24 protein-coding genes are annotated in these 21062 nt (G+C 64.5%); 12 read left to right on the forward strand and 12 right to left on the reverse strand.

Going from position 1 to position 21062, the window contains the following annotated elements:
* Window positions 1–15: 15 nt before the first annotated feature.
* Genes TV39_RS01950 through TV39_RS22775 form a run of 3 tightly spaced genes read right to left on the reverse strand, consistent with a single transcriptional unit; the run spans window position 16 to window position 1202 of the window.
* Window positions 16–603 (reverse strand): dihydrofolate reductase family protein, encoded by a 588-nt coding sequence (locus TV39_RS01950; protein WP_043477595.1) that lies wholly within the window; start codon window positions 601–603, stop codon window positions 16–18.
* A 57-nt stretch (window positions 604–660) separates the two neighbouring features.
* Entirely contained in the window at window positions 661–981 is a 321-nt protein-coding gene (locus TV39_RS22770; RefSeq protein ID WP_326941292.1) for a GNAT family N-acetyltransferase, read from the reverse strand.
* Entirely contained in the window at window positions 978–1202 is a 225-nt protein-coding gene (locus TV39_RS22775) for a hypothetical protein (RefSeq protein ID WP_326941294.1), read from the reverse strand. Before TV39_RS22775 ends, TV39_RS22770 begins: the two co-directional genes overlap by 4 nt.
* A gap of 158 nt (window positions 1203–1360) precedes the next feature.
* Between TV39_RS22775 and TV39_RS01960 the strand changes: the two genes are divergently transcribed.
* The 5 genes from TV39_RS01960 (at window position 1361) to TV39_RS01980 (ending at window position 4346) form a co-directional block, all read left to right on the forward strand.
* Entirely contained in the window at window positions 1361–1762 is a 402-nt protein-coding gene (locus TV39_RS01960) for a cytochrome c oxidase subunit 4 (protein WP_043477598.1), read from the forward strand.
* A 360-nt stretch (window positions 1763–2122) separates the two neighbouring features.
* On the forward strand, window positions 2123–2416 hold the full coding sequence (locus TV39_RS01965) for a hypothetical protein (protein WP_144406278.1): 294 nt from the start codon (window positions 2123–2125) through the stop codon (window positions 2414–2416).
* Window positions 2417–2571: 155 nt separating this feature from the next.
* Window positions 2572–3291, forward strand: coding sequence for a TetR/AcrR family transcriptional regulator (locus TV39_RS01970; protein WP_043477604.1), 720 nt, complete (start codon window positions 2572–2574; stop codon window positions 3289–3291).
* 24 nt (window positions 3292–3315) lie between these two features.
* The gene (locus TV39_RS01975) at window positions 3316–3822 is read left to right on the forward strand and encodes a hypothetical protein (RefSeq protein ID WP_043477607.1); all 507 of its coding nucleotides are present in this window, start codon (window positions 3316–3318) and stop codon (window positions 3820–3822) included.
* A 233-nt stretch (window positions 3823–4055) separates the two neighbouring features.
* Window positions 4056–4346: a hypothetical protein gene (locus TV39_RS01980; protein ID WP_082049415.1), complete on the forward strand. Its 291-nt coding sequence runs from the start codon at window positions 4056–4058 to the stop codon at window positions 4344–4346.
* A 3-nt stretch (window positions 4347–4349) separates the two neighbouring features.
* On the opposite strand, the gene TV39_RS01985 is transcribed toward TV39_RS01980, so the two are convergent.
* Window positions 4350–5387 carry a helix-turn-helix transcriptional regulator gene (locus TV39_RS01985; RefSeq protein ID WP_043477610.1) on the reverse strand — a complete coding sequence of 346 codons (1038 nt, stop codon included), beginning with the start codon at window positions 5385–5387 and terminating at the stop codon, window positions 4350–4352.
* Between the two features lie 121 nt (window positions 5388–5508).
* Between TV39_RS01985 and TV39_RS01990 the strand changes: the two genes are divergently transcribed.
* The 4 genes from TV39_RS01990 to TV39_RS02005 all read left to right on the forward strand — a co-directional run bounded on the left by TV39_RS01990 (window position 5509) and on the right by TV39_RS02005 (window position 10926).
* Window positions 5509–5907 (forward strand): DUF1304 domain-containing protein, encoded by a 399-nt coding sequence (locus TV39_RS01990; RefSeq protein ID WP_043477613.1) that lies wholly within the window; start codon window positions 5509–5511, stop codon window positions 5905–5907.
* Window positions 5908–6113: 206 nt separating this feature from the next.
* Entirely contained in the window at window positions 6114–7883 is a 1770-nt protein-coding gene (locus tag TV39_RS21285; protein WP_052500461.1) for an alpha/beta fold hydrolase, read from the forward strand.
* 154 nt (window positions 7884–8037) lie between these two features.
* Window positions 8038–10227, forward strand: coding sequence for an RNA polymerase recycling motor ATPase HelR (gene helR, locus TV39_RS02000; RefSeq protein ID WP_043477616.1), 2190 nt, complete (start codon window positions 8038–8040; stop codon window positions 10225–10227).
* A 117-nt stretch (window positions 10228–10344) separates the two neighbouring features.
* A complete protein-coding gene (locus tag TV39_RS02005; RefSeq protein ID WP_052500462.1) occupies window positions 10345–10926 on the forward strand; it encodes a hypothetical protein in 582 nt (193 codons plus the stop codon).
* Between the two features lie 31 nt (window positions 10927–10957).
* On the opposite strand, the gene TV39_RS02010 is transcribed toward TV39_RS02005, so the two are convergent.
* The gene (locus TV39_RS02010) at window positions 10958–11581 is read right to left on the reverse strand and encodes a dihydrofolate reductase family protein (protein ID WP_043477619.1); all 624 of its coding nucleotides are present in this window, start codon (window positions 11579–11581) and stop codon (window positions 10958–10960) included.
* 143 nt (window positions 11582–11724) lie between these two features.
* Window positions 11725–12189: a hypothetical protein gene (locus tag TV39_RS02015; protein ID WP_043477622.1), complete on the reverse strand. Its 465-nt coding sequence runs from the start codon at window positions 12187–12189 to the stop codon at window positions 11725–11727.
* Window positions 12190–12302: 113 nt separating this feature from the next.
* Between TV39_RS02015 and TV39_RS02020 the strand changes: the two genes are divergently transcribed.
* Window positions 12303–13376, forward strand: coding sequence for a DNA polymerase IV (locus tag TV39_RS02020; protein ID WP_442853477.1), 1074 nt, complete (start codon window positions 12303–12305; stop codon window positions 13374–13376).
* A gap of 154 nt (window positions 13377–13530) precedes the next feature.
* On the opposite strand, the gene TV39_RS02025 is transcribed toward TV39_RS02020, so the two are convergent.
* Window positions 13531–14253, reverse strand: a complete 723-nt coding sequence (locus TV39_RS02025; RefSeq protein ID WP_043477628.1) for a patatin-like phospholipase family protein — start codon at window positions 14251–14253, stop codon at window positions 13531–13533.
* Between the two features lie 68 nt (window positions 14254–14321).
* Complete coding sequence (locus TV39_RS02030; protein WP_043477631.1) at window positions 14322–14660, reverse strand: YciI family protein; 339 nt, start codon at window positions 14658–14660, stop codon at window positions 14322–14324.
* A gap of 263 nt (window positions 14661–14923) precedes the next feature.
* Between TV39_RS02030 and TV39_RS02035 the strand changes: the two genes are divergently transcribed.
* A complete protein-coding gene (locus TV39_RS02035) occupies window positions 14924–15364 on the forward strand; it encodes a VOC family protein (RefSeq protein WP_043477937.1) in 441 nt (146 codons plus the stop codon).
* Between the two features lie 335 nt (window positions 15365–15699).
* On the opposite strand, the gene TV39_RS02040 is transcribed toward TV39_RS02035, so the two are convergent.
* Window positions 15700–16140 (reverse strand): SRPBCC family protein, encoded by a 441-nt coding sequence (locus TV39_RS02040; RefSeq protein WP_043477635.1) that lies wholly within the window; start codon window positions 16138–16140, stop codon window positions 15700–15702.
* Window positions 16141–16510: 370 nt separating this feature from the next.
* Here TV39_RS02040 and TV39_RS02045 point away from each other — a divergent pair, with 370 nt between their 5' ends.
* Window positions 16511–17074, forward strand: a complete 564-nt coding sequence (locus tag TV39_RS02045; RefSeq protein ID WP_043477638.1) for a dihydrofolate reductase family protein — start codon at window positions 16511–16513, stop codon at window positions 17072–17074.
* A 412-nt stretch (window positions 17075–17486) separates the two neighbouring features.
* Here the strand turns inward: TV39_RS02045 and TV39_RS02050 are convergent, their stop codons facing one another.
* The 3 genes from TV39_RS02050 to TV39_RS02060 all read right to left on the reverse strand — a co-directional run bounded on the left by TV39_RS02050 (window position 17487) and on the right by TV39_RS02060 (window position 19197).
* Window positions 17487–18272, reverse strand: coding sequence for an alpha/beta fold hydrolase (locus tag TV39_RS02050; RefSeq protein ID WP_043477641.1), 786 nt, complete (start codon window positions 18270–18272; stop codon window positions 17487–17489).
* Window positions 18273–18389: 117 nt separating this feature from the next.
* The gene (locus TV39_RS21910) at window positions 18390–18848 is read right to left on the reverse strand and encodes a hypothetical protein (RefSeq protein WP_144406279.1); all 459 of its coding nucleotides are present in this window, start codon (window positions 18846–18848) and stop codon (window positions 18390–18392) included.
* A 115-nt stretch (window positions 18849–18963) separates the two neighbouring features.
* Window positions 18964–19197, reverse strand: coding sequence for a hypothetical protein (locus TV39_RS02060; protein WP_043477940.1), 234 nt, complete (start codon window positions 19195–19197; stop codon window positions 18964–18966).
* Between the last annotated feature and the right edge of the window lie 1865 nt (window positions 19198–21062).

Below are 21062 nucleotides of genomic sequence, written 5' to 3' on the forward strand. Positions count from 1 at the left end.
GCGGTCCTGGTCTTCTCAGTCCTGTTCTTCTTGGTCCTGGCCGCGCTCGTAGCGGAGCTGAACAACTCCGTTGCCGAAGGTCCGGGTGCCGGCCAGCTTCAGGTTCAGCCGCACGTCCGGTGACTCGAACAGTGGCCGGCCCTTGCCTTGGCCCAGAACCACGGGGTGCACGTAGATCCGGTATTCGTCGATCAGGCCGAGCCGCATGAACGTTGCCCCCAGATTGGCGCCACTGACCGCAAGGTCGCCGCCGGGCTGCGCCTTGAGGGCCGCGATCTCTTCAGGCACGACGTCGTGCATCACCGTGGTGTTCCAGCCGGCGTCGGTGAGGGTCCGGGAGTAAACGATCTTGGGTATGTCGCGCCAGATCCTGGCGAACTCGACTTCGACCGCCGTGCTGTTGGGATCCTGGTCGGCGGTTGGCCAGTAGCCGGCCATCAGCTCGTAGGTGATCCGTCCGTCCAGGAAAGCGCCCAGCGTCCTGCACTCATCGTTGAAGTGTTGGTGTAGTTCTTCGTCCACCTTGTGCCAGCTGATGTCGCGGTCCAGCCCTTCGAAGTATCCGTCCACCGACACTGACGCCATCAGAATGATCTTCCGCATGTGGATCCCTCCATGGAGTGGCGCCCGGGCGGGACCGCCGTCGTATTTCCCAGTGAATCACTCAAGGATGCGTTGGAACAGGACATGGTCCTGCCAGATTCCAGCAATCTTGAGATACGACGGTGCCAGGCCGATCTCTTCGAATCCTGCGCGGGCCAGTATCTTGCGGGAGGCCGCATTGTGTTTGAGGGTGGCCGCCTGGACCCGGTGCAGCCCCAGCTTGTTCTTCGCGGCGGCGAGGACATATCCCAGGGCGGCGGCGCCGAGGCCACGGCCGGTGAATTCCTTGTCGATCCAGTAACCCGCGTTGGCGCTGAGGAACGGGCCTCGGACGATGCCCGTCAGCGTTATCGCTCCGACGATGCGGCTGCCGTTCACGAGGACCCAAGGAACCTCCTGCCCCGAAGCAGCAGGGCGAGCTTGGATTCAATGGCAGCGCGCTGGCCCACGGCGGTAAAGAACGAGTCACTCCGGGCCGGCTCCCAGGGCGCCAGATGGTCCCGGTTCAGTCGGTAGGCGGCACTTAGCCGCCCGGCATCCGAGATCTCAAGTGCCCGCATCTGAACAGAACCCGCCAGTGCTGTGGTGTCGGCAGTCATTGTTTGACTCTATCTGCGGCGCTCTTCCCGCCTGTGCGCCGAAGTCGTACCAGGGGGGTCCTTTGTCCCTTCCCCCGGACGGAGCTGAAGGCCACAGTTGTCATAGGGGAACCGCGTGTGGGCAGCCCCGACTTGAATGCGCCGTAGAAGGAGGAGCCGTGAAGATCGAATCATGGATTTTCGGAGGCCTGGCCATGTTCTTCGTACCCGTTGGTGTGGTCTATGGCTTTGTCACAGGCTGGACCGAGCCGGTGGGCTTCCTGGCCTTATGGCTGGTGGGCGGGCTGGCAGGACTGATCGGGGGCTACCTCGGCTACACCGGGCGGAGGATCGGAATGCGTCCGGAGGATCGCCAGGACGCGGAGACCCACGAAGGGGCCGGGGAACAGGGCCACTTCAGCCCCTGGAGCTGGTGGCCCATTGCCTTGGGCATTTCCGCGGCGACTGGGTTCCTGGGCCTGGCCATCGGATTTTGGATCCTCTATCTCGGTGCAGGATTTGCGCTGGTTGCGCTGATTGGCTGGGTTTACGAATACAGCCGCGGGGACCACGCCCACTAGGCCGCCAGACCGCAAGGCGCGGTGCGCGCCGTCGTGCTGGAATGTGGGCTGATAAAAAAAGTTCGCCCATCGACTTGAAACTAAGCCTACTTATGATTAGGCTTGAAGTCATGAAGGGGTGCAGCGTTGTTGCGCACGGACGCCCTTTCGCTAGGTCTTAAAGGGACCGAGCAGCTCGGGAGTAGGACCTGTTCCATAGGCCCTCCCGGTGCCCACGGAGGCTGAGAGCTGTAAGCAACCAAAAAGAGATGCAGAGAAGCGTGGCCTGAAACCGGGCCGCAGCCACCCTGGTGGTCGCCTGACCGCACCTGGGGGCGGATTCTGCCTGCATCACAATCGAGGGAGCGAAACATGTCAGTTATGAAGAAAGCCACTACCGCCGTTGCCGGATCGCTTTTCCTGGTGGGGATGGCCGCAGCGCCTTCGCTGGCCGCGGACAACAGCACCGTTAATGACGGCCTGGTGAACGTAACCGTCGGGGACGTGACCATCCTCAAGGACGTCAACGTGGGCGTGGCCGCTGATGTGACGGCGCAGATTTGTGGCGTGGAAGTTGGGCCTGTCGCCGTTCTGGGCGAGGCTGTCGACGCCACCAGCACTGAGTCTGTGGTCTGCACTGACAGTGACGGCCCGGTCACCATCACCCAGAACTGACGTTCTGCACTAACGTGCGGAGGCGTTCGCGCCCTGCATTGTTGACTTGAAGCGAAAGGGCGGCTGGACCTCGGTCCCGCCGCCCTTTCGGCATCTCACGGCCCGGGTGTACGTAGTACACTCGATGACAATCATCAGCTAGCAAAGGGGCCAATATGACTCAGCAGGCGGAAGCCACGCGCCGGGTCCCGTTGAACCGGGACCGCGTCCTGACTGCCGCCGTCGTACTGGCCGATGAGGCGGGTATCGAGTCACTCAGCATGAGAAGGCTGGCGCAGGAGCTCGGCGTGGTGCCGATGGCGCTGTACAAGCACGTCGCCAACAAGGAGGAACTTCTCGACGGCATGGTGGACGTGCTTGTTGCCGAAATCGATCCTCCCGTCAGCGACGCCGGCTGGAAGAATGCGGTCCGGTTGCGGGTGCTGTCGGCGAGAAGGTCCTTGCTGCGGCATCCGTGGGCCCGCCAGGTGCTAGAGTCCCGAAGCGCCAGGACGCCTGCGGTTCTCGGCTACATGGATTCGTTCATCGGGATGTTCCTGGCCGGCGGTTTTTCCGTCGATCTCACCCATCATGTGATGCATGCACTGGGCAGCCGGATGTGGGGGTTCACCCAGGAGTTGTTCGACGATTCCGCCGGCGCGGCGCCAGTTGAACCGGCACCGGAGATACAGGCGGCCATGCTCCAGGAGATGGCCAAGCGGTATCCGAACATTCTGCGGGTTGCCATGGCGGCAGAACACGACGACGGGTCCGTGGTTTCGCAGGGCTGCGACGACCAGTTCGAGTTCGAGTTCGCCCTCGACCTCCTCCTGGACGGATTCGAGCGGTTCCATCAGCAGGGGTGGACATCGGAGCGGGCGAGGCTGGAGCGGTAGCTGCCCGGATGTTAGCTTGTGGGGATGGAGGCGCTCGACTGGCTGCTCGACTCTGACCCCGCAACCCGCTGGCGAGTCCTGCGTGACCTCACGGGCGCGCCGCCCGAGGAAGTCCAGGCCGAGCGTGCCCGCGTAGCCACCCACGGCTGGGGCGCGCGGCTGCTGGCGCTGCAGGATGAAGAGGGCCAATGGGACGGCGGCGCGTACTTCGGCGAAAACGTCGACGGCGTGGTGGGGCGCTTGCTGCGTGGGCAGCTCGCCGACGGCGGGTGGAACTGTGAGGCGGAACGAGGCTCGGTGCGTTCGTCGTTCGGGACCACGATCAACGTTCTGGAAGGCCTGCTGGAGTACGAGCACGCGGCCGGCGGGTCGCCGGACTCGGCGGTGGCCAGGCAGCGCGGCGAGGAATACCTGCTGGAAAACACCCACCCCGGCCGGATCCACTTTGCCCTGGAGGACGGTGACGGACGCCCGAGCCGGTGGAACACCCTCAGAGCGCTGCGGGTACTTCAGTGGTTCGAGGGACAGTAGACGACGACGCCACCGCGCGCCCTCCGCCGTCCGGTCACAATCCGGTTCCTCGGCCGGAGTTTTCCGGACGCCGGCGGCACGGCTACGCTGGCAACCACTACGTGCGCGTCACGTGACCTGAGAGCAGCAGGCAGGGTCGTAATGAGCTGGCAGCAGTTGATGCCGGCTCATCTTCAGTGGGTCGGCGCAGGCCGCCGGGGGGACTCCCCGGTTCTGATCGCAGGAGAGCACCGATGAGCAATGACCAGGACATGCCGGACACCGGCGGAGAACCCGGGAGCGGAAGCCACCCGCCTGTCCGGATGTCCCGGAAGCGGACCAAGCACCCGCGGTTCCGGACCGGTGAGCACGTCCGCTTCGCCGACGGCCACCTGATCGGCACCGGCGTTGTGGATGACTCCACTAAGGACGGATCGGTCCTCTGGGTCTGGGCTGACGGCGGCAACGGCAGGAAGATGCTCCTGCAAGGCCGCGGTACATCGGTTGAATCACTGACTTATGCGCCACCGGCCAGTCTCGGTTGAGCCTCAGGCGAGCAGCCTGGCCACCAGTTCGCCGCGGCTTCCCACTCCCACCTTCTCAAAGAGGGACTTCAGGTGGTCATGGACCGTATGCGGTGAGATGTACAGGTGGTTGGCGATTTCCGCCGTCGCCGAACCGGAGACCAGCTCGAGGCAGACGTCCCGCTCGCGGGGCGTGGCGCCGTAGGCGGCGAGCAGGAGGGTGACCATTTCGCGCGTGGTGGCGGGTTCCACCGTAACCACCATCTGGCCAGGGTCGTCCCCGGTGATGAGCCGGCTGGCCTGGAGCACCACCCAGTGGTCCCCGGCGTCGCGCATCCTCATGCGGGCCGTCCCGGAACCGGCAACCTTTGCGGCGCCCACCACGGAATACAGGGTCATGCCGAAACGCCCGGGAGCCAGGTCTTCCAGCGCCGCCAGCCAGGTGGCCGCGGCCGGCGTGGCGGCACGCAACTCGCCGCGCGGTCCCACCAGGACGATCACCGGACCGTCCGGCCCGCGCATCGCATGCCGCTCCACGCGCAGCGCAACCCGGGTGGCGGCGGCCAGGGTCCCTGCGATGGACGTCAGGAAATCCACTTCCCGGTCAGTGAAGTCCGGACCCGTCTCACGGAACAGCCCGCCCACGGCCCAGCACACGCCATCGGTCCGAAACACCGCACGCAGTTCGTGCTCCAGCCCCTGCGGACGGAGCAGGTCGTTGAGGCGCACGCTCCTGACAACGTCGCGGTGCGGTGCATCGGACAGCCGGGCAGCCGGCATCGGCCGCCGGGTGAGCTGCGCGAAGGGGTTCGGCTCCGTGCCCGCGTATTCGGTCTCGGCGAAGCGCACGCCGTACTCATCGGGCGTCGGCCAGGGCGGCCAGTTGGTGATCGACGTCATGATGAGGGTTGCAGGATCCACGCCGGCCCAGCAAGCCTGCTGAAACGGCACGGTGTCATGCACGACGGCGAGCGCTGCGGCGTGCAGGTCAGCCACGCCCATGCCGGTGGCCGCCATCGCCGCGATCTCCTGCCGGGCCCGCTCTGCGCGATCTGCCCACATGCTTCCAGTATCCGCCGCCGACGGCGGACTGCAATCCCCTCATCGGGGGATCTTCCGGTCCCTGGGCAACCCCCTCAGCCGGGGATGGGAAAGGCCTCCACCCGCGACGTACTCTTCGAGCATGAACGCAGTTGCCCAGCTGTTCGCCCTGATCGAGGCCCTGATCTATATCGCGGTGTTTCCCCTGGAGGCCTTCTTCCTGCGCCGCCCCGCAGTGCAGAAGTTCCTGAGCACCCCGGCCGGCAACGTCCGCGCCGTCATGATGTGGGCCATTCCTGTCGGCTTCCGGAACCTCCTGATAGCCCTGGGGGTGATTGCGGGACTAGTGGCCCTGAACACCGGGAGCGAGGTGGTGGGCCGGACGCTGGTCACCTACTGCTGCGCCTATATGGTCCTGGGCGGGGCCACCATGGCACTGGCGGATGCCTTGGGGCATTACCCCAGGAAGGGCGACAGCATACCCGGAACGCTGGCGGCCACTGTGCCCGCCCTGATCGCGCTCGTCGCCTCGGCCTTCTGAACCGGGCTTGCCAAGCGGTTTTCACGGACAACGAAGGCCCGCCTATGGGGGACAGACGGACCTTCGCAACTAAAACGCTACAACCCTTCTAAATAGCTATCGAGTGGACAAGCCCGGGGCCCTCGGCGGGTGCGGCATCGTCCCTTGCGATCGCCGGAAGCAGCGGCGTAGTCTCCCTGCTATCAGGCCATCCGGCGGGAGGATCCATGGACGGCTATGCCGAGTTGCGGGCGTTCCGGGCCGCCCACCCGTACCGGTCGCTGACTGTGGACGGCGTCGAATGGAAGTACGTCTCCGGACAGGCATCGCAGGAAGCCGCAGAAACCGGCCCGGCACTTCTTGTCCTGGGCGGCGGTTTCTCCTTCGGTGAGTCCGCGTTCCGCACGATCACCGCCTTCGAATCCCGCTTCCGGGTGATCGCCCCCTCGTATCCCGCGGTGCGGACAATGGCCGAAGTCCTGACCGGCATCGCAGCCGTCCTTGACGCCGAGGGCATCCAGTCCGCGAACGTTTTCGGCCACTCCCTCGGTGCCGGGGTGGCGCACGCCTTTGCCCGCCGTTATCCGCAGCGGGTGGACAAGCTCGTCCTTTCCGGGTTCGGCCTTTACCCCCGCGGCCACACGCGGTTGGTGACCGCCTTTGTCCGCCTGTTCTCAAGGCTGCCCGGGTCAGCCCTCGCAGCTTTCTACCGCCCCAGGATCGCCCGGCTGCTCGACGGGGCCGACGAGGACGAGCGGGCTTTCCTCAGCGCCTACACGGAGGATCTCTTCGCGGCACACACCAAGGAGTCAGCCCTGGCGCGGTTTGCAGTGCTCCTGGATCTGGCGGCGCATCCGGACCGTTACGCCGCTGCATCGGCCTTCGAAAGACCGGAGGACGTGCTGTTGATTGCTGCGTCCGACGACCGCGGCTTCACGGCGCGCGAACGCGAGTCCTTGCTGGCCACCTATCCCGGCGCCAAGGCCCATGTTTTCGGACGCGGCGGCCACTGGGCGGCGGTCACCCACCCGACCGAGTACGACGCCGTCGTCGGCCGTTTCCTCGAAGACCGTCCTCCACCCGCGGGGAGGAGCGAAAGCGCTCCCGCACCGCAGCGCCGCCGCGCGTCCCATGGGGGCGGGGGAGAACGGCTCCCCGATCCGGAGCTGGACGCCAAACTTGCCGCTTTCCGTGCCGGTCACCGGTACCGTACGCTCGACGTCGGCGGCGTGCGCTGGCGCTACCTCGCCGGCGGCTCGGGGGAGCAGGTGCTGCTTCTGCCCTCCGGCGGGACAAGGGTGCCGGACATGTACCTGCTGCTGATCGAAGCGCTGGAACGGGACTTCCGAGTCCTTGCGCCGGCTTACCCCGCCGGCGCCGGCATCGCCGGGCTGGCGGACGGCCTGGCCGCGATCCTCGACGCCGAGGGAGTCAAACAGGCGGATGTGCTGGGCTCCTCTTTCGGCGGGTTCGTGGCGCAGGTTTTCGCCCGCCGGCATCGCGACCGACTGCGGCGCCTCGTGCTGGCGAACACCGGCGGGCCGGCCGCGGCCCCGCTCCCGGTGCTGCCGCTCCTCATCCGCTTCCTCGCCGTCCTGCCGGAAGATGCCGTGCGGTTCCTGACCGGCTGGAATTGGCACCGCTGGTTTGTCCCCGGTTCAGGCGACGACTCGAAGTTCTGGAACGCCCTGCTCCGGGACATCCTCAGCCGGCTGGGCAAGGAGGACCTGCTGTCCGCGCTGCGGGAGATGAACGACTTCGCCCATCTGCCGGCCGTGGCAACTCCGGGGGGACAGTCCTCCGACGTGTCGCAGGGACCGGTGCTGCTGATCGAATCGGAACGGGACGAGGCATTCCCACCCCGGGCCCGTGCGGCACTTCGTGCCCTCTATCCAGCGGCAGAGGTCCGGCTTTTCGCGGGCGCGGGCCACGGGGTCATGGCAACGCGGACTGCGGACTACGTCCAGACCGTGCGGGAGTTCCTGCTCAGGCCCTGACCTTCGCTGGCAGCTACCGTTTCGTCCCTACTTTCAATCTATGGCACACCAGGGGGCTTGCCGCAAGACCCGGGACGTGCCGCAGAATTGAGAGCCAAAGTCGGGGACCTGCAGGTTGCCCCGACGCACCCCAGCCCGGAAAGGAGCTGATGACGTGCCACTGGCCCCCAGCGCGTTCAACCTTCCCCGCCACCTGGCGCCCAAGGCCGACCCGGCGCTGATCGCCGGCGATGAGCGGCACTTCGCCGCCATCGCGGAGAGCCTCGAGCACTCGATCGCCGACCTCACCGGCCGTCTCGACGCCGCGCGGAAGGCACCCGGCCGTCTGGGCCAGGAGGCAATGGAACGTGACGTGGAGGTCCGCCGCCTTAGCTCACGCCTCCGCGCCCTGCGCCGCTTCGGTCTTGACCTGTGCCTCGGACGCATCGTCAGTGCGGACAGCCGCCAGCCCGTGTACATCGGACGGCTCGGCCTCACGGACGAAGAGGGCCGCAGGCTGCTTGTCGACTGGCGTTCCCCGGCGGCTGAGCCGTTCTTCGGAGCGACCTACGCCAACCCGATGGGCCTGGCGAACCGGCGCAGATATCGGTGGACCCGGGGCCGGATCAGTGACTATTGGGACGAGGCGTTCACCACGGACGGGCTCGAAGGACAGGCCGCCCTCGAGGACCTTTCCGCCTTTATCGCCAGCCTGGGGAGCAGTCGGTCTGCCCGGATGCAAGATGTTCTCGGCACGATCCAGGCAGACCAGGATGCGATCATCCGCGCGCCGTCCCGCGGCACCCTGGTGGTCGACGGCGGTCCGGGTACGGGCAAAACCGTCGTTGCCCTGCACCGGTCCGCCTACCTCCTGTATGCCGACCCCCGCATCGGCCATCGGGGGAGTCACAGGCAGAGCAGTGTCCTGTTTATCGGTCCGCACCGGCCCTACCTGGCCTATGTCGCCGATGTCCTTCCCAGCCTCGGCGAGGAGGGCGTGCAGACGTGCACCCTGCGGGACCTCGTCCCGGAGGGTGCCGCAGCGACATTCGAAGCCGACCCGAAGGCGGCCCTCCTGAAGTCGTCGGCGGACATGGTGAAAGCGATCGAGCGTGCCGTCAGGTTCTATGAGGAGCCGCCCGCACAGGGGATGGAGGTCGGGACGCCGTGGGCCGACGTCTGGCTCAGTGCAGACGAATGGGCCGAGGCGTTCGAGTCGCCCGCCCCGGGTACGCCGCACAACGAGGCACGCGACGAAGTCTGGGAGGAGTTGCTCAGAATCCTCGTCGGCAAGCACGACGACGATGACGTGCCGGAGGACGTGCTCCGCAGGGTTCTGGCGCAGAACGCGGAGTTGGCCGGCACGTTCAGCAGGGCGTGGCCGCTGCTCCAGTACACGGACGTTGTGGGCGATCTTTGGACCGTGCCCGCCTACCTGCGCATGTGCGCACCCTGGCTGAGCCCGGACGACGCTGGGATGTTGCGGCGCCCGGACCCCACGGCCTGGACTGTGTCCGACGTGCCGCTCCTGGACGCAGCCCGGCAACGGCTTGGCGACCCCGGGGCGTCCCGGCGCAAACGCCGGCAGGACGCCGCCCTGGCAGCAGAACGGGAGCTCATGGACCGGGTGGTGGACGACCTGATCGCGGCGGACGATTCCGAACTGCTGGTGATGTCGATGCTGCGCGGGCAGGACATGCAGGACAAGCTGGCCGATGAGGACACGCTGCCAGGCGCCGACCCTGACCTGCTCGCCGGACCGTTCGCCCACATTGTGGTCGACGAAGCGCAGGAGCTGACCGATGCCGAGTGGCAGATGCTGCTGCTCCGCTGCCCGTCCCGGAGTTTCACGGTCGTCGGGGACCGCGCCCAGGCCAGGCACGGCTTCACGGAATCCTGGCAGGAACGGCTCCGCCGGGTTGGAATGGCGGACGTGAACGTGGCGACCCTCAGCATCAACTACCGAACCCCGGCGGAGGTCATGGCGGAAGCCGAGCCGGTCATCCGCGCCGTGATCCCGGACGCCAACGTGCCCACCTCCATCCGCAGCGGAGGCATCCCGGTGGTCCACGGGTCCGCGTCGGAGCGGGACTCGATCCTCGACAGCTGGCTCGCCGCGCACGCCGATGGGACTGCCTGCGTCATCGGCCCGAGCGGCGCCGCCAGTTCGTTCCGGGCGAGCGCACGCGTCCGGCCGCTGACCCCGGAGCTGTCGAAAGGACTCGAGTTCGACCTGGTGGTCCTTATCGACCCGGAGGCGTTCGGCACCGGCATCGAAGGAACCGTGGACCGCTATGTTGCGATGACCCGCGCGACCCGGCAACTCGTCATCCTCACAACCCCGGACGTCGGCCCGGGATCCTGATTGCACCCGCCCGATGGTGCCGTGGACTGTCACGCGCCCGCAGAAATGCGGCCCTTGTCCTCGGCCGCTCCATGCCCCATTCTTGGCCTAAACGGGGAGTGGCGGAAGGGGAATGGAATGTCCGGTGTGGATTTGGAAGGCGTCCGGCGGCCGGCGGTGACGGCCCTCGTTTCGGCTGGCATCTGGCTGGTCGGTGTCAGCCCGGTGCCGGGAGTTTATCTCGAGCCCGACCCCGTTCGCCGGCTCGAGATGCTCCGCCGGGGGAAGCGCTCATGGGCTGTCGGACAGCACATCGCCGCGGCAGGCACCGCCGCTGTGCCTGCCGCTTTCGCGCGAGTGGCCCTTGCCCTGCCCCCGGGAAGGACGAGGGTCTTTGCGGCCACCGCCGCTGTGGCGCTCGCCGCCGGGGCACCGTTGTTCGTGTCCCAGCTTGCCTTGCGCGCATCGGATCCTGAGCGCTTCGCGTCGGGAGGTCTTCCCGCGTGGCCCTTCCTCGCCTATTCGTGGCTGCACGTGCTCGCCCTGGGGTCACTTTCCGGCGCCCTGGCTTCCCTGCCCCACAGGGGGAAGGAAGCCGCGGCCGTAGGCATCGCCGCAGTCGGCTCCGGCGCCGTCCTGGCCAGGACCGGTGACATCCCGCCCTTTGTGTTCTACGTTTCCGAACAGCTCGCTGCCGGCAGCCTTCTGCGCCGTGTTTGACCTCTCCTTCCCGGGCCCCGTTCCGGGAAAGTTAACTCTGGTGGTCGCCGGCCGACATATCGCCGACGCCGGGTGTGCCGTCGGCGAGGGCGTAGCGCTGCATCACCGCGCCCTTCGGTGAGGCCACGACCGGCTCGATGAGTCTGAGATTCGTCGGAACCACCCCGTCGGCGAAGACCTTCTTTCCGCTGCCGAGGAGGATCGGATACACCCAGAGGGTGAGCCGATCGAAGAGCCGCTCGGCGAACAGGGTCTGCACGAAGTCGAGACTGCCGATGACGTGGATGTTCGCGTGCCGGTCGCGCAGTTCGCGCACCGCGGCGGCGACATCAGGGCCGAGCAGCGTGGAATCGGCCCACTCGAGAGTCGGCGTCTGGCGTGAGGCAACGTATTTCGGGAGGCTGTTGAACAGCCGTGCGATGCCGCCGTCCGCGTGCGGCCAGTACCCGGCGAAAATGTCGTAGGTGCGGCGTCCAAGCAGCAGCGCGTCCATCCCCGCCATCCCGGAGGTGACCTGTTCGCCGACGACTTCGTCAATGAGAGGCGCCTGCCAGCCGCCAAACGCGAAACCGTCGGCAGGGTCCTCGTCCGGACCGCCGGGCGCCTGCGCGACGCCGTCGAGCGTGGTGAACAGGTCGATATGGATGAGCCCCATGCCGTGCTCCTTTTCTGTTGCCCGTCGTCGCCCCGGCGGCGGGATCACTTCGAGGTTGCCACACGATCCGTAAGGAAACAACGGGTATCACGGGCGCGGCACGAGGACGGAACGACGGTCCTCAGCATGGTTGTGGCAGGTCCTCAGTACTTGCCTTTGATCACAAAGAAGGAGCCGCGGATTACGCCTGCCAGTTTTGATTTCTGTCGGGCGAACTTGAAACGTGATGCCAGTTCCTCTGGAATCTCCATGCCTTCAGCCAGTTTGAATCCGACCGCCCGCTTCCCGCCGTCGTCGATGCTGTACATGACGTTGATGGAAAGCCCCGACTCGTAGAACACATAAGCCATCTGCAAACCGTCCACTTCGAAGGCGGTCGCTTCGAGCGGGCGGGAGCCGATGACGATGTCACGTTCTTCCTTGAGGATGCGGCTTACCCGCTCTACCACTTCCGGGACCTCGTTGGCGGGGCTCACGGTGAAAACGTGGTCGTACTTGTTCCGGTAGTAGCGCCCCTCATTGGCGCGCAACCCGGCCAGCGCCTCGGCGACGGGAGACGATTCCAGGCCGACTGTGGAAACGTCCTTGAAGTCAACGATGTACGGCATGCGCCCTCCTGGTCAGATGTGTTGGGACCAACGATAACGTGCGGAAGCGGGAGTCCCACCAGGCTTAGTGGAGAGCCGGTGCTTGCCGGGGGTGTTTAGGGCAGACTGGTGACGTGAGCGGAATCCGGTGGGTGCTGCACGTCGATCTCGACCAGTTCATCGCGGCGGTCGAAGTGCTGCGGCGGCCGGAGCTTGCGGGCAAGCCAATCATTGTCGGCGGTCGGGGCGACCCCGCGGAACGTGCTGTGGTGTCGACCGCATCCTACGAAGCCAGGGCGTTCGGAGTGGGTTCCGGAATGCCCTTACGCATCGCGGCCCGGAAAGTGCCCGACGCCGTGATCCTGCCCGTCGATCAGGAGGCTTACCTCGCGGCGTCTGAAACGGTGATGGCTACCCTGCGCGCCCAGCCCGGCGCCACCGTGCAGGTGCTGGGCTGGGACGAAGCCTTTATAGGCACTGAAACAGAGAATCCGGAAGCCTACGCCCGGCAGGTGCAGGCCGCCGTCCTGGATCGAACGCACCTGCATTGCAGCGTGGGCATCGGCGATACCTTGGTCCGAGCGAAGGTCGCCACCGGTTTCGGCAAACCCGCCGGCGTCTTCCGTCTCACTGCCGGGAACTGGCTGGACGTCATGGGCAACCGGCCCACCAAGGACCTGTGGGGCGTCGGAGCCAAAGTGTCGGGCCGGCTGGCCAAACTCGGCATCAACACAGTCGCCGAGCTTGCCGCGACCGACCCCCAGGACCTGGTCCCGGAGTTCGGCCCCAGGATGGGTCCTTGGTACGCGGAGCTTGGACGCGGGGACGGCGCCAGCGTTGTGGATGATACCCCATGGGTTGCCCGCGGGCATAGCCGGGAGACCACCTTCCAGCAGGACCTGACCGAGCCCGCCCAGGTGGACGACGCCGTCAGGGAGCTGACAGCCCGTGTCCTGGAGGATGTTGAGGCCGAAGGACGGCCCGTGGTTGGGCTGACCCTCAAGGTTCGGTACGCGCCGTTTTTCACCAAGACCCACGCGAGGAAGATTCCCGAAACATTCGACCGGAACGAAATCTTCGCGCGGGCGTTGGACCTCGCAGCCGCAATCGAAGAGGGACGCCCGATCCGGCTCCTGGGCCTGCGGGCCGAAATGGCCATGCCCGGTGATGCCCGACAGGGACATACGCCGACGCGCGGCGGTTGGTGACGGCGTCGCTCCTTACTGGCACGGATGAACTGCTTCGCGGTAGCAACGGTCATTTTTCTTCGCAACGGTATTGGCGGACATCGCCTTGGCTCAGCCGGCGTACCGACGAGCGGAGCGCAGGGGCCAGCCACCGCTCGTTCAGGTTTCGTGGGCGTCAGCGCCAGAACTCGGTGAGTTGCTCGGCAAGGTCTCTGCCTTGGTCGTAGCCAGCTCGCGCAGCGGGCGGACGCAGCGACAGATCCATTGCATTGGCGCCGAACATGTGCTCCGAGTTGCTGTCCGGAAAGACCGTTGCGACTCTGCTGCCGCTTGCGCGCAGTTCGTCGACCTGCGCTGCAAGGTGCATGCCCCACCGCGAGGCGACGGTATAGCGCCACCGCGTTTGTCCCGAGACGTCCGGTGCCGGGTTCAGGTCGAGTGCCGCCGCACCTATTCTGCGGCGCATATCGGCCGCATCCTCAGCGGCGGCGATGATTCGGCTCGTTCTCTCCATATGGTTCGCCGCTGGTCCAGTGGGAACGCGCCCACCGCCGGATCCCGCCGGAGCAGTCCGTTGCTGGGGTGCGGCGGAAAGGATGTCGGCAAGCAGCTGGGCCGGGCTCGCGCCGGTTATCTGGGCCGCGGCCGTAGATCCGGCCGACGTCCCGATGATCAGATCGGCCTTGGTCACATCCAGCCCGGCACCAGACAGACCGGCAATGACGCCGATCAGCCACGCGTTGCCTGTCGATCCGCCACCCCCGAGGACCAACGCCCGCCCGCCCGCGGCCCGTACCTGCTCGGTGGTGTTGACCTGCGGCTGATCCTGGTCGGACCGCGGCAGGTTGGAGGCCGTCGTCGAGGTTAAATGCAGAGTTGGAAATGGTGTTTTGCGCATGGGAGTCGCCTTTCGCGAATTGCATGTGGGGCGCTCCCGGTGACGACTACTGCCGAATGCGAGTGCAGCTAGCTCGCCGGGTCGTACATGAACTCGCGGAGCTCCTGCGAGCAACGGCAGGCCACCGAGATCTTCCTCGCCCACTCGACCGCGTCTTCGCGCGTCGGCAGCTCCAGCACGGTGAACCCGCCCCTGAGTTCGGAGCCCGGATAAATCTCGTTGCTCACCGACCCGTCGGCGGTGACCAGTACGGGATCGACTTCCTCATCGATTCCACCGCCGAATACGTAGACGCCGGCGGCCTTCGCCTCCTCGATCACGGCGTGGGCTTCGGCGGAGACGATAGGGAAATCCTCGTCCGTGAGCACCATGGCTTCGCTCGGGAAGGAGATAAGGAATTTGGTCATGCCTTGATGGTGCCTCGCGGGCGGCCCGGACAGCAAGGGGTGTGGAGTTGAAGGCAACCACTCGGCCCCGCTGGGAGTATTCCGGAACGGGCCACCATTGCTGTGGCTGCGGCAATAAAGACCGTTTCGCGTCCATAAAGCCCTGGCCGCCCGTCGTCGTACACAGGCTCCTGCCACGCGCAGCAGGAGTCTTCCTCGCGTCGCGAATCCGCCGTAAACTCCGTCTTGGGCCATTCTGAAACGAGAATGTGGAGGTGTTGCTCATGACACGAGTCATGCGGTTCGACCACGTTGGCGTCACCGTTCAGGATCTCGACCTGGTGACGGCATTCTTCGTGGGACTCGGGCTCGAGGTCGAGGGCCGGACGTTTGTGGAGGGCGAGTTCATCGACACGGTGATAGCAATCCCGGACTCCCGCACAGAGATCGTCATGTTGCGAACGCCTGACGGCGGCACAGGCGTGGAGCTTTCCAGCTTTATCCGGCCAGATCCCGCTCCCGGGTCGCCTGCCGCGATGGCAAACGAACTCGGACTGCGCAGTTTGTCCTTCGAAGTTGACGATCTTCAGTCTCACATCGATCGGCTGGCCGCGGAGGGGTACGGGCTGGTCGGCGGCATCGGCCGGTATGAGGATGCCTGGCGTATGGCCTACGTGCGCGGTCCGGAGGGAATTATCGTGGCGTTGGCTGAACGGATTAGCTGACCCAAGTATCGGCCCGACAAGCGCGGTGCGGACGTAACGTTGACCGGGGCGGAATTTTGGCTTTCCGACGAGTGCACGGTTGTCTCTATCCCTGCCACGGTTCGGTGACGATCGGCAGGAGGCTCAGGACCAGCATCACAGGCGTATAAACCATCATGAAGCGGCCGAGACGACGGAATCTACGCTGCACTTCAGGGCTTGCGGGTGCAGGCTGGAATGCCGAACGCTTCTTTGGCTCCATATGAAGTGGCAAGAAATGAGCAGCCCATTGGAAAGCTACCGTCACAATGCTGTCGGGCTGTCGCCATTCCTGACCGGGTCAGGATCCCGTCGACCTAGGCCCGCTCTGCCAGCCGTTTGATCCTGACGATCGCCTCCGACCACATGCCGCGCATGTCGTCGGCCCACTCGTCGGGCACCTCAAGCTCGACGACGAGAGTCGTCACCCCGTCCGTCTCGCTGAACGAGTAGCTCTCGCGCAGCCCGACGGCGGGCCCTTCGCGGTTCTCGACGTCGTTCTCGATATCGCCGAGATAGCGGATCGACACGAACTCGTGGGGCCGGTTCTCGACGATGGTGCCGAAGAGACCGCTCGCCGTGCCGTCGTCGTTCGGGCCGAGGAAGCGGATCTCGTCGCCCTCGTTCCAGCCGCCCTCGTAGGTCGATCCCTCGTGGAAGGCGCCCGTCCATTCGCGGTAGGTGTCGAGGTCGAGCATAACGTTCCAGACGTGCTGCGCGGGGGCGTCGACATCGATGCGGAACCGAAGATTCTCCATGCGCGATTGTAGAACCGAGGCACCCTGGCGACGCAAGACCGCCTGCCTTTTTCTCCCTCGTGGTCTCGGCAATTAGATAGCGCTTGGACGTCCGCCATAGCGGGCGCAGCAGCAATAATGTCACTGGTCCTAACCGGCATCCTGAGGCGACAGAAGCGCAGCCCCCAATGGGAAGGCTGGGTAGTGTCGGTGCACTGGTTGGTGGGGTCGTGAGCCGAACCCTCAGGGGCACGGTCCGCTCGGAGATCCTTTCCGTACGGAGCATCTGCTTGGCGTGGTGGTCAAGTGGCCGTCGGTGTGGCCTGACCGATGACTTTTCCGCGCCGTGCTGGTCTGTACAACGAATACCGACTCACGGGAGACTGAGGCCATGCGCAATCTGACCTTCGGTATGAACCTGAGCGTGGACGGTTACATCGCCGCGCCCGGCGACGACCTCGGCTGGAGCGTACCGAGCGACGAGCTGTTCCAATGGTGGTCAGACCGGGTGGGGATGACGGGCCTGGCGCTGTATGGGCGCAAACTGTGGGAGACGATGAGCTCCCACTGGCCGACCGCGGACCAGCAGCCTGGCGCCACACCGGCGCAGATCGAGTTCGCCCGCCGCTGGCGGGACATGCCGAAGGTGGTGTTCTCCTCGGTGACCAGCACGGTCGACTGGAATACCCGCCTGGTCACCGGCGACGCGGTCACCGAAATCACCCGGCTCAAGGCTGACGACGGCGGCCCCATGGACATAGGCGGTGCCACACTCGCCGCGGCGGCCATGCGGGCCGGGCTGATCGACGAGTACGCGATCGTCACCCATCCGGTCCTGGTCGGCGGCGGCACGCCGTTCTTCACAGCCCTGGACAACTGGGTGAACCTGAGCCTGGTGGAAACCCGGACGTTTCCTGGCAGTGTTGTCCTTACCAGGTACGAGACCAGGCGCTGAGTGCCCGATGTCGAGTCAGCGCGCGCTTCAGGCCACCCAAGGACCTCGTGGCGCTGTGTTCGGACGCGATCGTGACGTTCCTGCCGGATCCTGTTCTTCACCACGGACGATCCGTCCGGATAGGGTTCGGCTTCCAACTCTTCTAGTGCACGACAATTCCAAAAAGGACGTATATTCGGGCCCTTTTTCAGAGTCAGTGGGAGGAACGGGGCTCTCAGCGAAGTCGGGGAACTCGTCGCTGCTGAATGTCCTTTGGTCTACTTCTTTCGTCGAAAAAATCTCACGAGGAGAACAGTTCCTATAACAACGAGCGCAATAGCGGCGACGACGATTACTAAAGCTGGATTGATCAGGCTGGTCCCATAGCTGGGCGCAAGATTCTGCATTCAGACTCCTTCTTCCTGCGGACCCCTCACAGGGCAGACGCGCTGGTCCGTATGAGCCAGTCTTTCACTAGCGCGGCAGTAAGCTCCGGGCGCTCGAGATGAGCGTTATGGCCGGCGGCGTCGAGCACCGCGTAGGTGCCCCGGACATAGTGGTTGCGGAGTTTCCACCCGTCCTCGTAGCCAGTTACATGGTCCTGACGCCCAAAAAGGTGCAACGAAGGCGCCTCGAAGGGAGCAGGGTGAGCGACCTCCGGTTCTACAGAGAGCGCGTACTCCGCTGCCACCCGATCGAGAATGGTTTGGTTCGCTGTGCGAAGACCAGGAAGTGCATATCGGGTGAATGCCTCGAGCGTGGCCTCGCTCTGGACGACGGTCAGCTCTTCGTAGTCATCCCTCACCTGTCCAGCCAAAGCCAGGACGGAGGGGTCCTCTCGGACAACCTGCCGGCGGGGAAGGCTACGCGCCTCATGGGCCGGCTCGTACACACCCGCAAGAGTAGCCAGGCCAAGGACCTGATCCCGAAGCTCGTGAGCTACGTACCGGGCAATCATGCCTCCGAAGGAGTTGCCGATCAGCGCGAAGGGCCGGTCTCCAAGACACTCTTGGATGTCGTTCAGAACCCCTTGGGCGACGTGGTCCGTGCTGGTCACGTTGATGTCAGCATTTCCCGCGGCCCACGGTAGGTCGATATAGATCCGCTGCCATCCGCACTCATCGATGGCGTCCTCCAACGGCAGCATGATCCGATGATCTACACCGAATCCGTGGATTACGACAAGCGGAAGTCCTTCTCCTAAGATTTGAGCAATCACGAACCAGAGCCTACAGGCCCAGTTGAAGCCTTCAGCGTTCGCGAGGGGCGCGCATTCGTCCCGCCCACAAGCCGTTGATCAACGCTCCTGAGAACGTGGAGTCTCAACTTGTCTTCCTCAATGGGGCATTGATCGAAGTCGGAGCAATTGGTACGCCAGCCAAATCGTTCCGACGATTGGCAGAAGAGGGAACGTGGGTCGGCCCGTAGCGACGAGGAAGGCGAAGACGACCCAGAGAATAGCGGTGATGACAGCTATGGAAATAAGTGACTTGCGGGTGACCGGATAGGACGGCAGGATGATGCCTTCGGCCCGGAGCTTGCGGGTTTCAATCATGGCCCCACGAATCAATGGACCGAAGAGTGCAGCTATCCCAGCGATGGCCAATAAAGTACGCCAAGGTTGCGGAACATTGGCAGCGTCCAAAAAACTACCCAGCAGCACGCCAAGGAAGAGGAACCACCACAGACCCCATACAACAAGTCGCCGTCGCTTCGGCGGCATACCCTCCAGCGAATCGGAAGGCCAGGATTGCCATTCATACTTTGTGCCGTTCTTACCTGCCTCCGGGTCCATTCGCTTAGCCTAGCCTCAGGACTCACGGTACGACCTCAGGCAGTCGGCGTACTGCCGCTGATTATCCCGCAGGTGGTCCCTTCGCCGAACGCTCCGCGGGACGTGGCGAAAGATTTCAGCCGGTAGTCGGCTCCTCATCATTGGCGACAGCCTCGATCCAATCCACAGCCTCGTCGGAAAGCTGGGGACCGTCTGCTGATTCGCCAGCCCACCAATTAGAATCGGTCGTTCCGCCGGTAACCGCCATGATGTCGGCGATGACATGCGGCGGCATCGGCTCGCCGTTGTGCTCAATGAGCCAGCCGCGTGTTTTCGCATCAACCAGTGGCCACCACTCGAGGATGTTCATCACCGCAGTGTTGCACCGAAAAAGTCGTGCGTACAGATTCCGCTGTGGGACGAGCTCCGGGCTAGGCGCCGGTTAACGAGCGCAGCTTCCACCTCAGCGATGCCCCAGTGGCGTCACGCTGGGGATCGCGAGCCGAACCCTGACCGGGCCGAAAATCGGCTCTCCGACGGGAGAGAGCCAAACTGACGAGAGCTGGCACGCCACGGGGAAAGCTACCTCTACCGGGCGGCCGGTTGACCGTTGAACAGACGTGGCCCGGGAGTCTTACGACGCGAAATTACTTTCTGTTCTTCTTGCGGAGAACCACTATTGCAGTGATGATAAGGCCCACCAGGCCGACTGCAACGAGTGCGAACACGAGGCCAACGTAATCCGCCCCTCCTCCAAGATCGGGACCGATCATCGGCATGGTTTCTCCTAGTATTCAAGAATTCGTTCGTTTGCACATCCTATGGACCAAACGATTCTTTCGATAGCGAAGCGCTCGTCTTAGGGATCTGCTAACTCATGAGCTCCTGTCATCCACGAGCCAAATTGGCTGGCCGATTCGCGGGCGATCAGAGCGGTTATCGGCCGGAGATCACGCCGTAAACTGCGGTGATGAGGCCGGCAAAGGCCATCCCGAGGCCTCCAATGAGATAGCCCCGGTCGGACTGGAAACTATTGAGTAGCTCACCCGGCGGCCCGGATCGCTTGTTCCAGCGGGTGCTCCAATCCATTAGCCGCTTACGCTGCCATGCTCCGAGCAAGCCCACAGCGAGAGCTACGCAACCCAAAAGTATGTACATTCCCTCTCATTTCTTCCGTGCGACTCGCTAGCCATTGCCCTAATCTAAACCCTGGGCAGCGCCGATTGCCGGCGCGCCGAAAGGCTGCCAGTCTTCAACCTTGACCTGGACGAATATTGGTCATGCGACGAGTGAGGCTAGTTATTGCCAGGAATTGGTTGCGCAGAGCGATTGCGACCTTTACCGGGCATCTACACGGGGCCGGAGGATCAGCTGGTATGGGCCCTATCGGAATGCTTTCGCTTGTGGTTCAGTACACTCATGCCAGAGCGATCCCCACGAAAGCCGACGACGGGCAAGCCTCCGGTCAGCGCAAGCCCTGAGCTGAGGCGCAGGCTCCGCCGCCTCACCTACTATGGGTCAGCCTTGGCCTTGGCAATGATTATTCTGAACTTCCTACCCATTGAGTCCGAGCCGTGGGTTTGGGGCAAGGTGGCAGTTCTTGCCGTTGGCACGATCATATTCATCATCTGGGCGACTCGGTTTTCATTGTGGCAACGCGATGAGTACTGGCGCGGACGCGGCAGAGACCCTAAGCATCCCGACCGCTTCCCTGAGCGCTCAGACGATAACTAGCCGCACACCACAAGAGGCAGGAGTACATGTGAAGAATTTTGCTCCCAGCTATGGAGGAGTGGGACTTGACCCCCTGTTCGTCGTGGTTTTTTCCGCCGTCATGTTAGTGATTCTGGGAATCAGCGCGTTCGTGATCATGAGGCGGCGTAAATAGAGGGGGGAGTTCTTGGTCGAGGTTTGTTGAAGTGGCCATGAATCCGATCCGGTGGGGTTCTCCCCAGACGCCGAGCACATGTTCTGCCCCCTGCTAATGCGTCGCTGAAGGTGTAAGTCGTTTATGTGCATCAGCATTGACCTGCTCGCGAAGGAACTTCCACCGGCCGAACCCTTACCGGGCCGAAAATCGGCTGCTGTGCATCGGCGACTGGAATTTGAAAGGAATGCGCCTCCCGTCCGAAAGCTACCCTGACCGGGCCGAAATTTGGCCGTTTCAGTCGCTGGGCCCAAATTGGCCATGGGTGGGCAGCTCATAGGGAAAGCTACCTTCACCGGGCCGGTCGT

Origin of the sequence: Arthrobacter sp. SPG23, from assembly GCF_000876655.1 — a bacterium.
Classification (GTDB): Bacteria; Actinomycetota; Actinomycetes; order Actinomycetales; family Micrococcaceae; genus Arthrobacter.

Bases quoted from the DNA above. Each gene is read 5' to 3' on its own strand.
- TV39_RS02045 (WP_043477638.1), top strand. From the start codon at position 16,511: ATGCGCAATCTGACCTTCGGTATGAACCTGAGCGTGGACGGTTACATC.
- TV39_RS01950 (WP_043477595.1), bottom strand. From the start codon at position 603: ATGCGGAAGATCATTCTGATGGCGTCAGTGTCGGTGGACGGATACTTC.
- TV39_RS01990 (WP_043477613.1), top strand. From the start codon at position 5,509: ATGAACGCAGTTGCCCAGCTGTTCGCCCTGATCGAGGCCCTGATCTAT.
- TV39_RS02015 (WP_043477622.1), bottom strand. From the start codon at position 12,189: ATGCCGTACATCGTTGACTTCAAGGACGTTTCCACAGTCGGCCTGGAA.
- TV39_RS21910 (WP_144406279.1), bottom strand. From the start codon at position 18,848: ATGGACCCGGAGGCAGGTAAGAACGGCACAAAGTATGAATGGCAATCC.
- TV39_RS02035 (WP_043477937.1), top strand. From the start codon at position 14,924: ATGACACGAGTCATGCGGTTCGACCACGTTGGCGTCACCGTTCAGGAT.
- TV39_RS01985 (WP_043477610.1), bottom strand. From the start codon at position 5,387: ATGTGGGCAGATCGCGCAGAGCGGGCCCGGCAGGAGATCGCGGCGATG.
- TV39_RS01970 (WP_043477604.1), top strand. From the start codon at position 2,572: ATGACTCAGCAGGCGGAAGCCACGCGCCGGGTCCCGTTGAACCGGGAC.
- TV39_RS22775 (WP_326941294.1), bottom strand. From the start codon at position 1,202: ATGACTGCCGACACCACAGCACTGGCGGGTTCTGTTCAGATGCGGGCA.
- TV39_RS01980 (WP_082049415.1), top strand. From the start codon at position 4,056: ATGAGCAATGACCAGGACATGCCGGACACCGGCGGAGAACCCGGGAGC.
- TV39_RS02005 (WP_052500462.1), top strand. From the start codon at position 10,345: ATGTCCGGTGTGGATTTGGAAGGCGTCCGGCGGCCGGCGGTGACGGCC.
- TV39_RS02010 (WP_043477619.1), bottom strand. From the start codon at position 11,581: ATGGGGCTCATCCATATCGACCTGTTCACCACGCTCGACGGCGTCGCG.
- TV39_RS02030 (WP_043477631.1), bottom strand. From the start codon at position 14,660: ATGACCAAATTCCTTATCTCCTTCCCGAGCGAAGCCATGGTGCTCACG.
- TV39_RS02060 (WP_043477940.1), bottom strand. From the start codon at position 19,197: ATGAACATCCTCGAGTGGTGGCCACTGGTTGATGCGAAAACACGCGGC.
- TV39_RS02025 (WP_043477628.1), bottom strand. From the start codon at position 14,253: ATGCGCAAAACACCATTTCCAACTCTGCATTTAACCTCGACGACGGCC.
- TV39_RS01965 (WP_144406278.1), top strand. From the start codon at position 2,123: ATGAAGAAAGCCACTACCGCCGTTGCCGGATCGCTTTTCCTGGTGGGG.
- TV39_RS21285 (WP_052500461.1), top strand. From the start codon at position 6,114: ATGGACGGCTATGCCGAGTTGCGGGCGTTCCGGGCCGCCCACCCGTAC.
- TV39_RS02040 (WP_043477635.1), bottom strand. From the start codon at position 16,140: ATGGAGAATCTTCGGTTCCGCATCGATGTCGACGCCCCCGCGCAGCAC.
- TV39_RS01975 (WP_043477607.1), top strand. From the start codon at position 3,316: ATGGAGGCGCTCGACTGGCTGCTCGACTCTGACCCCGCAACCCGCTGG.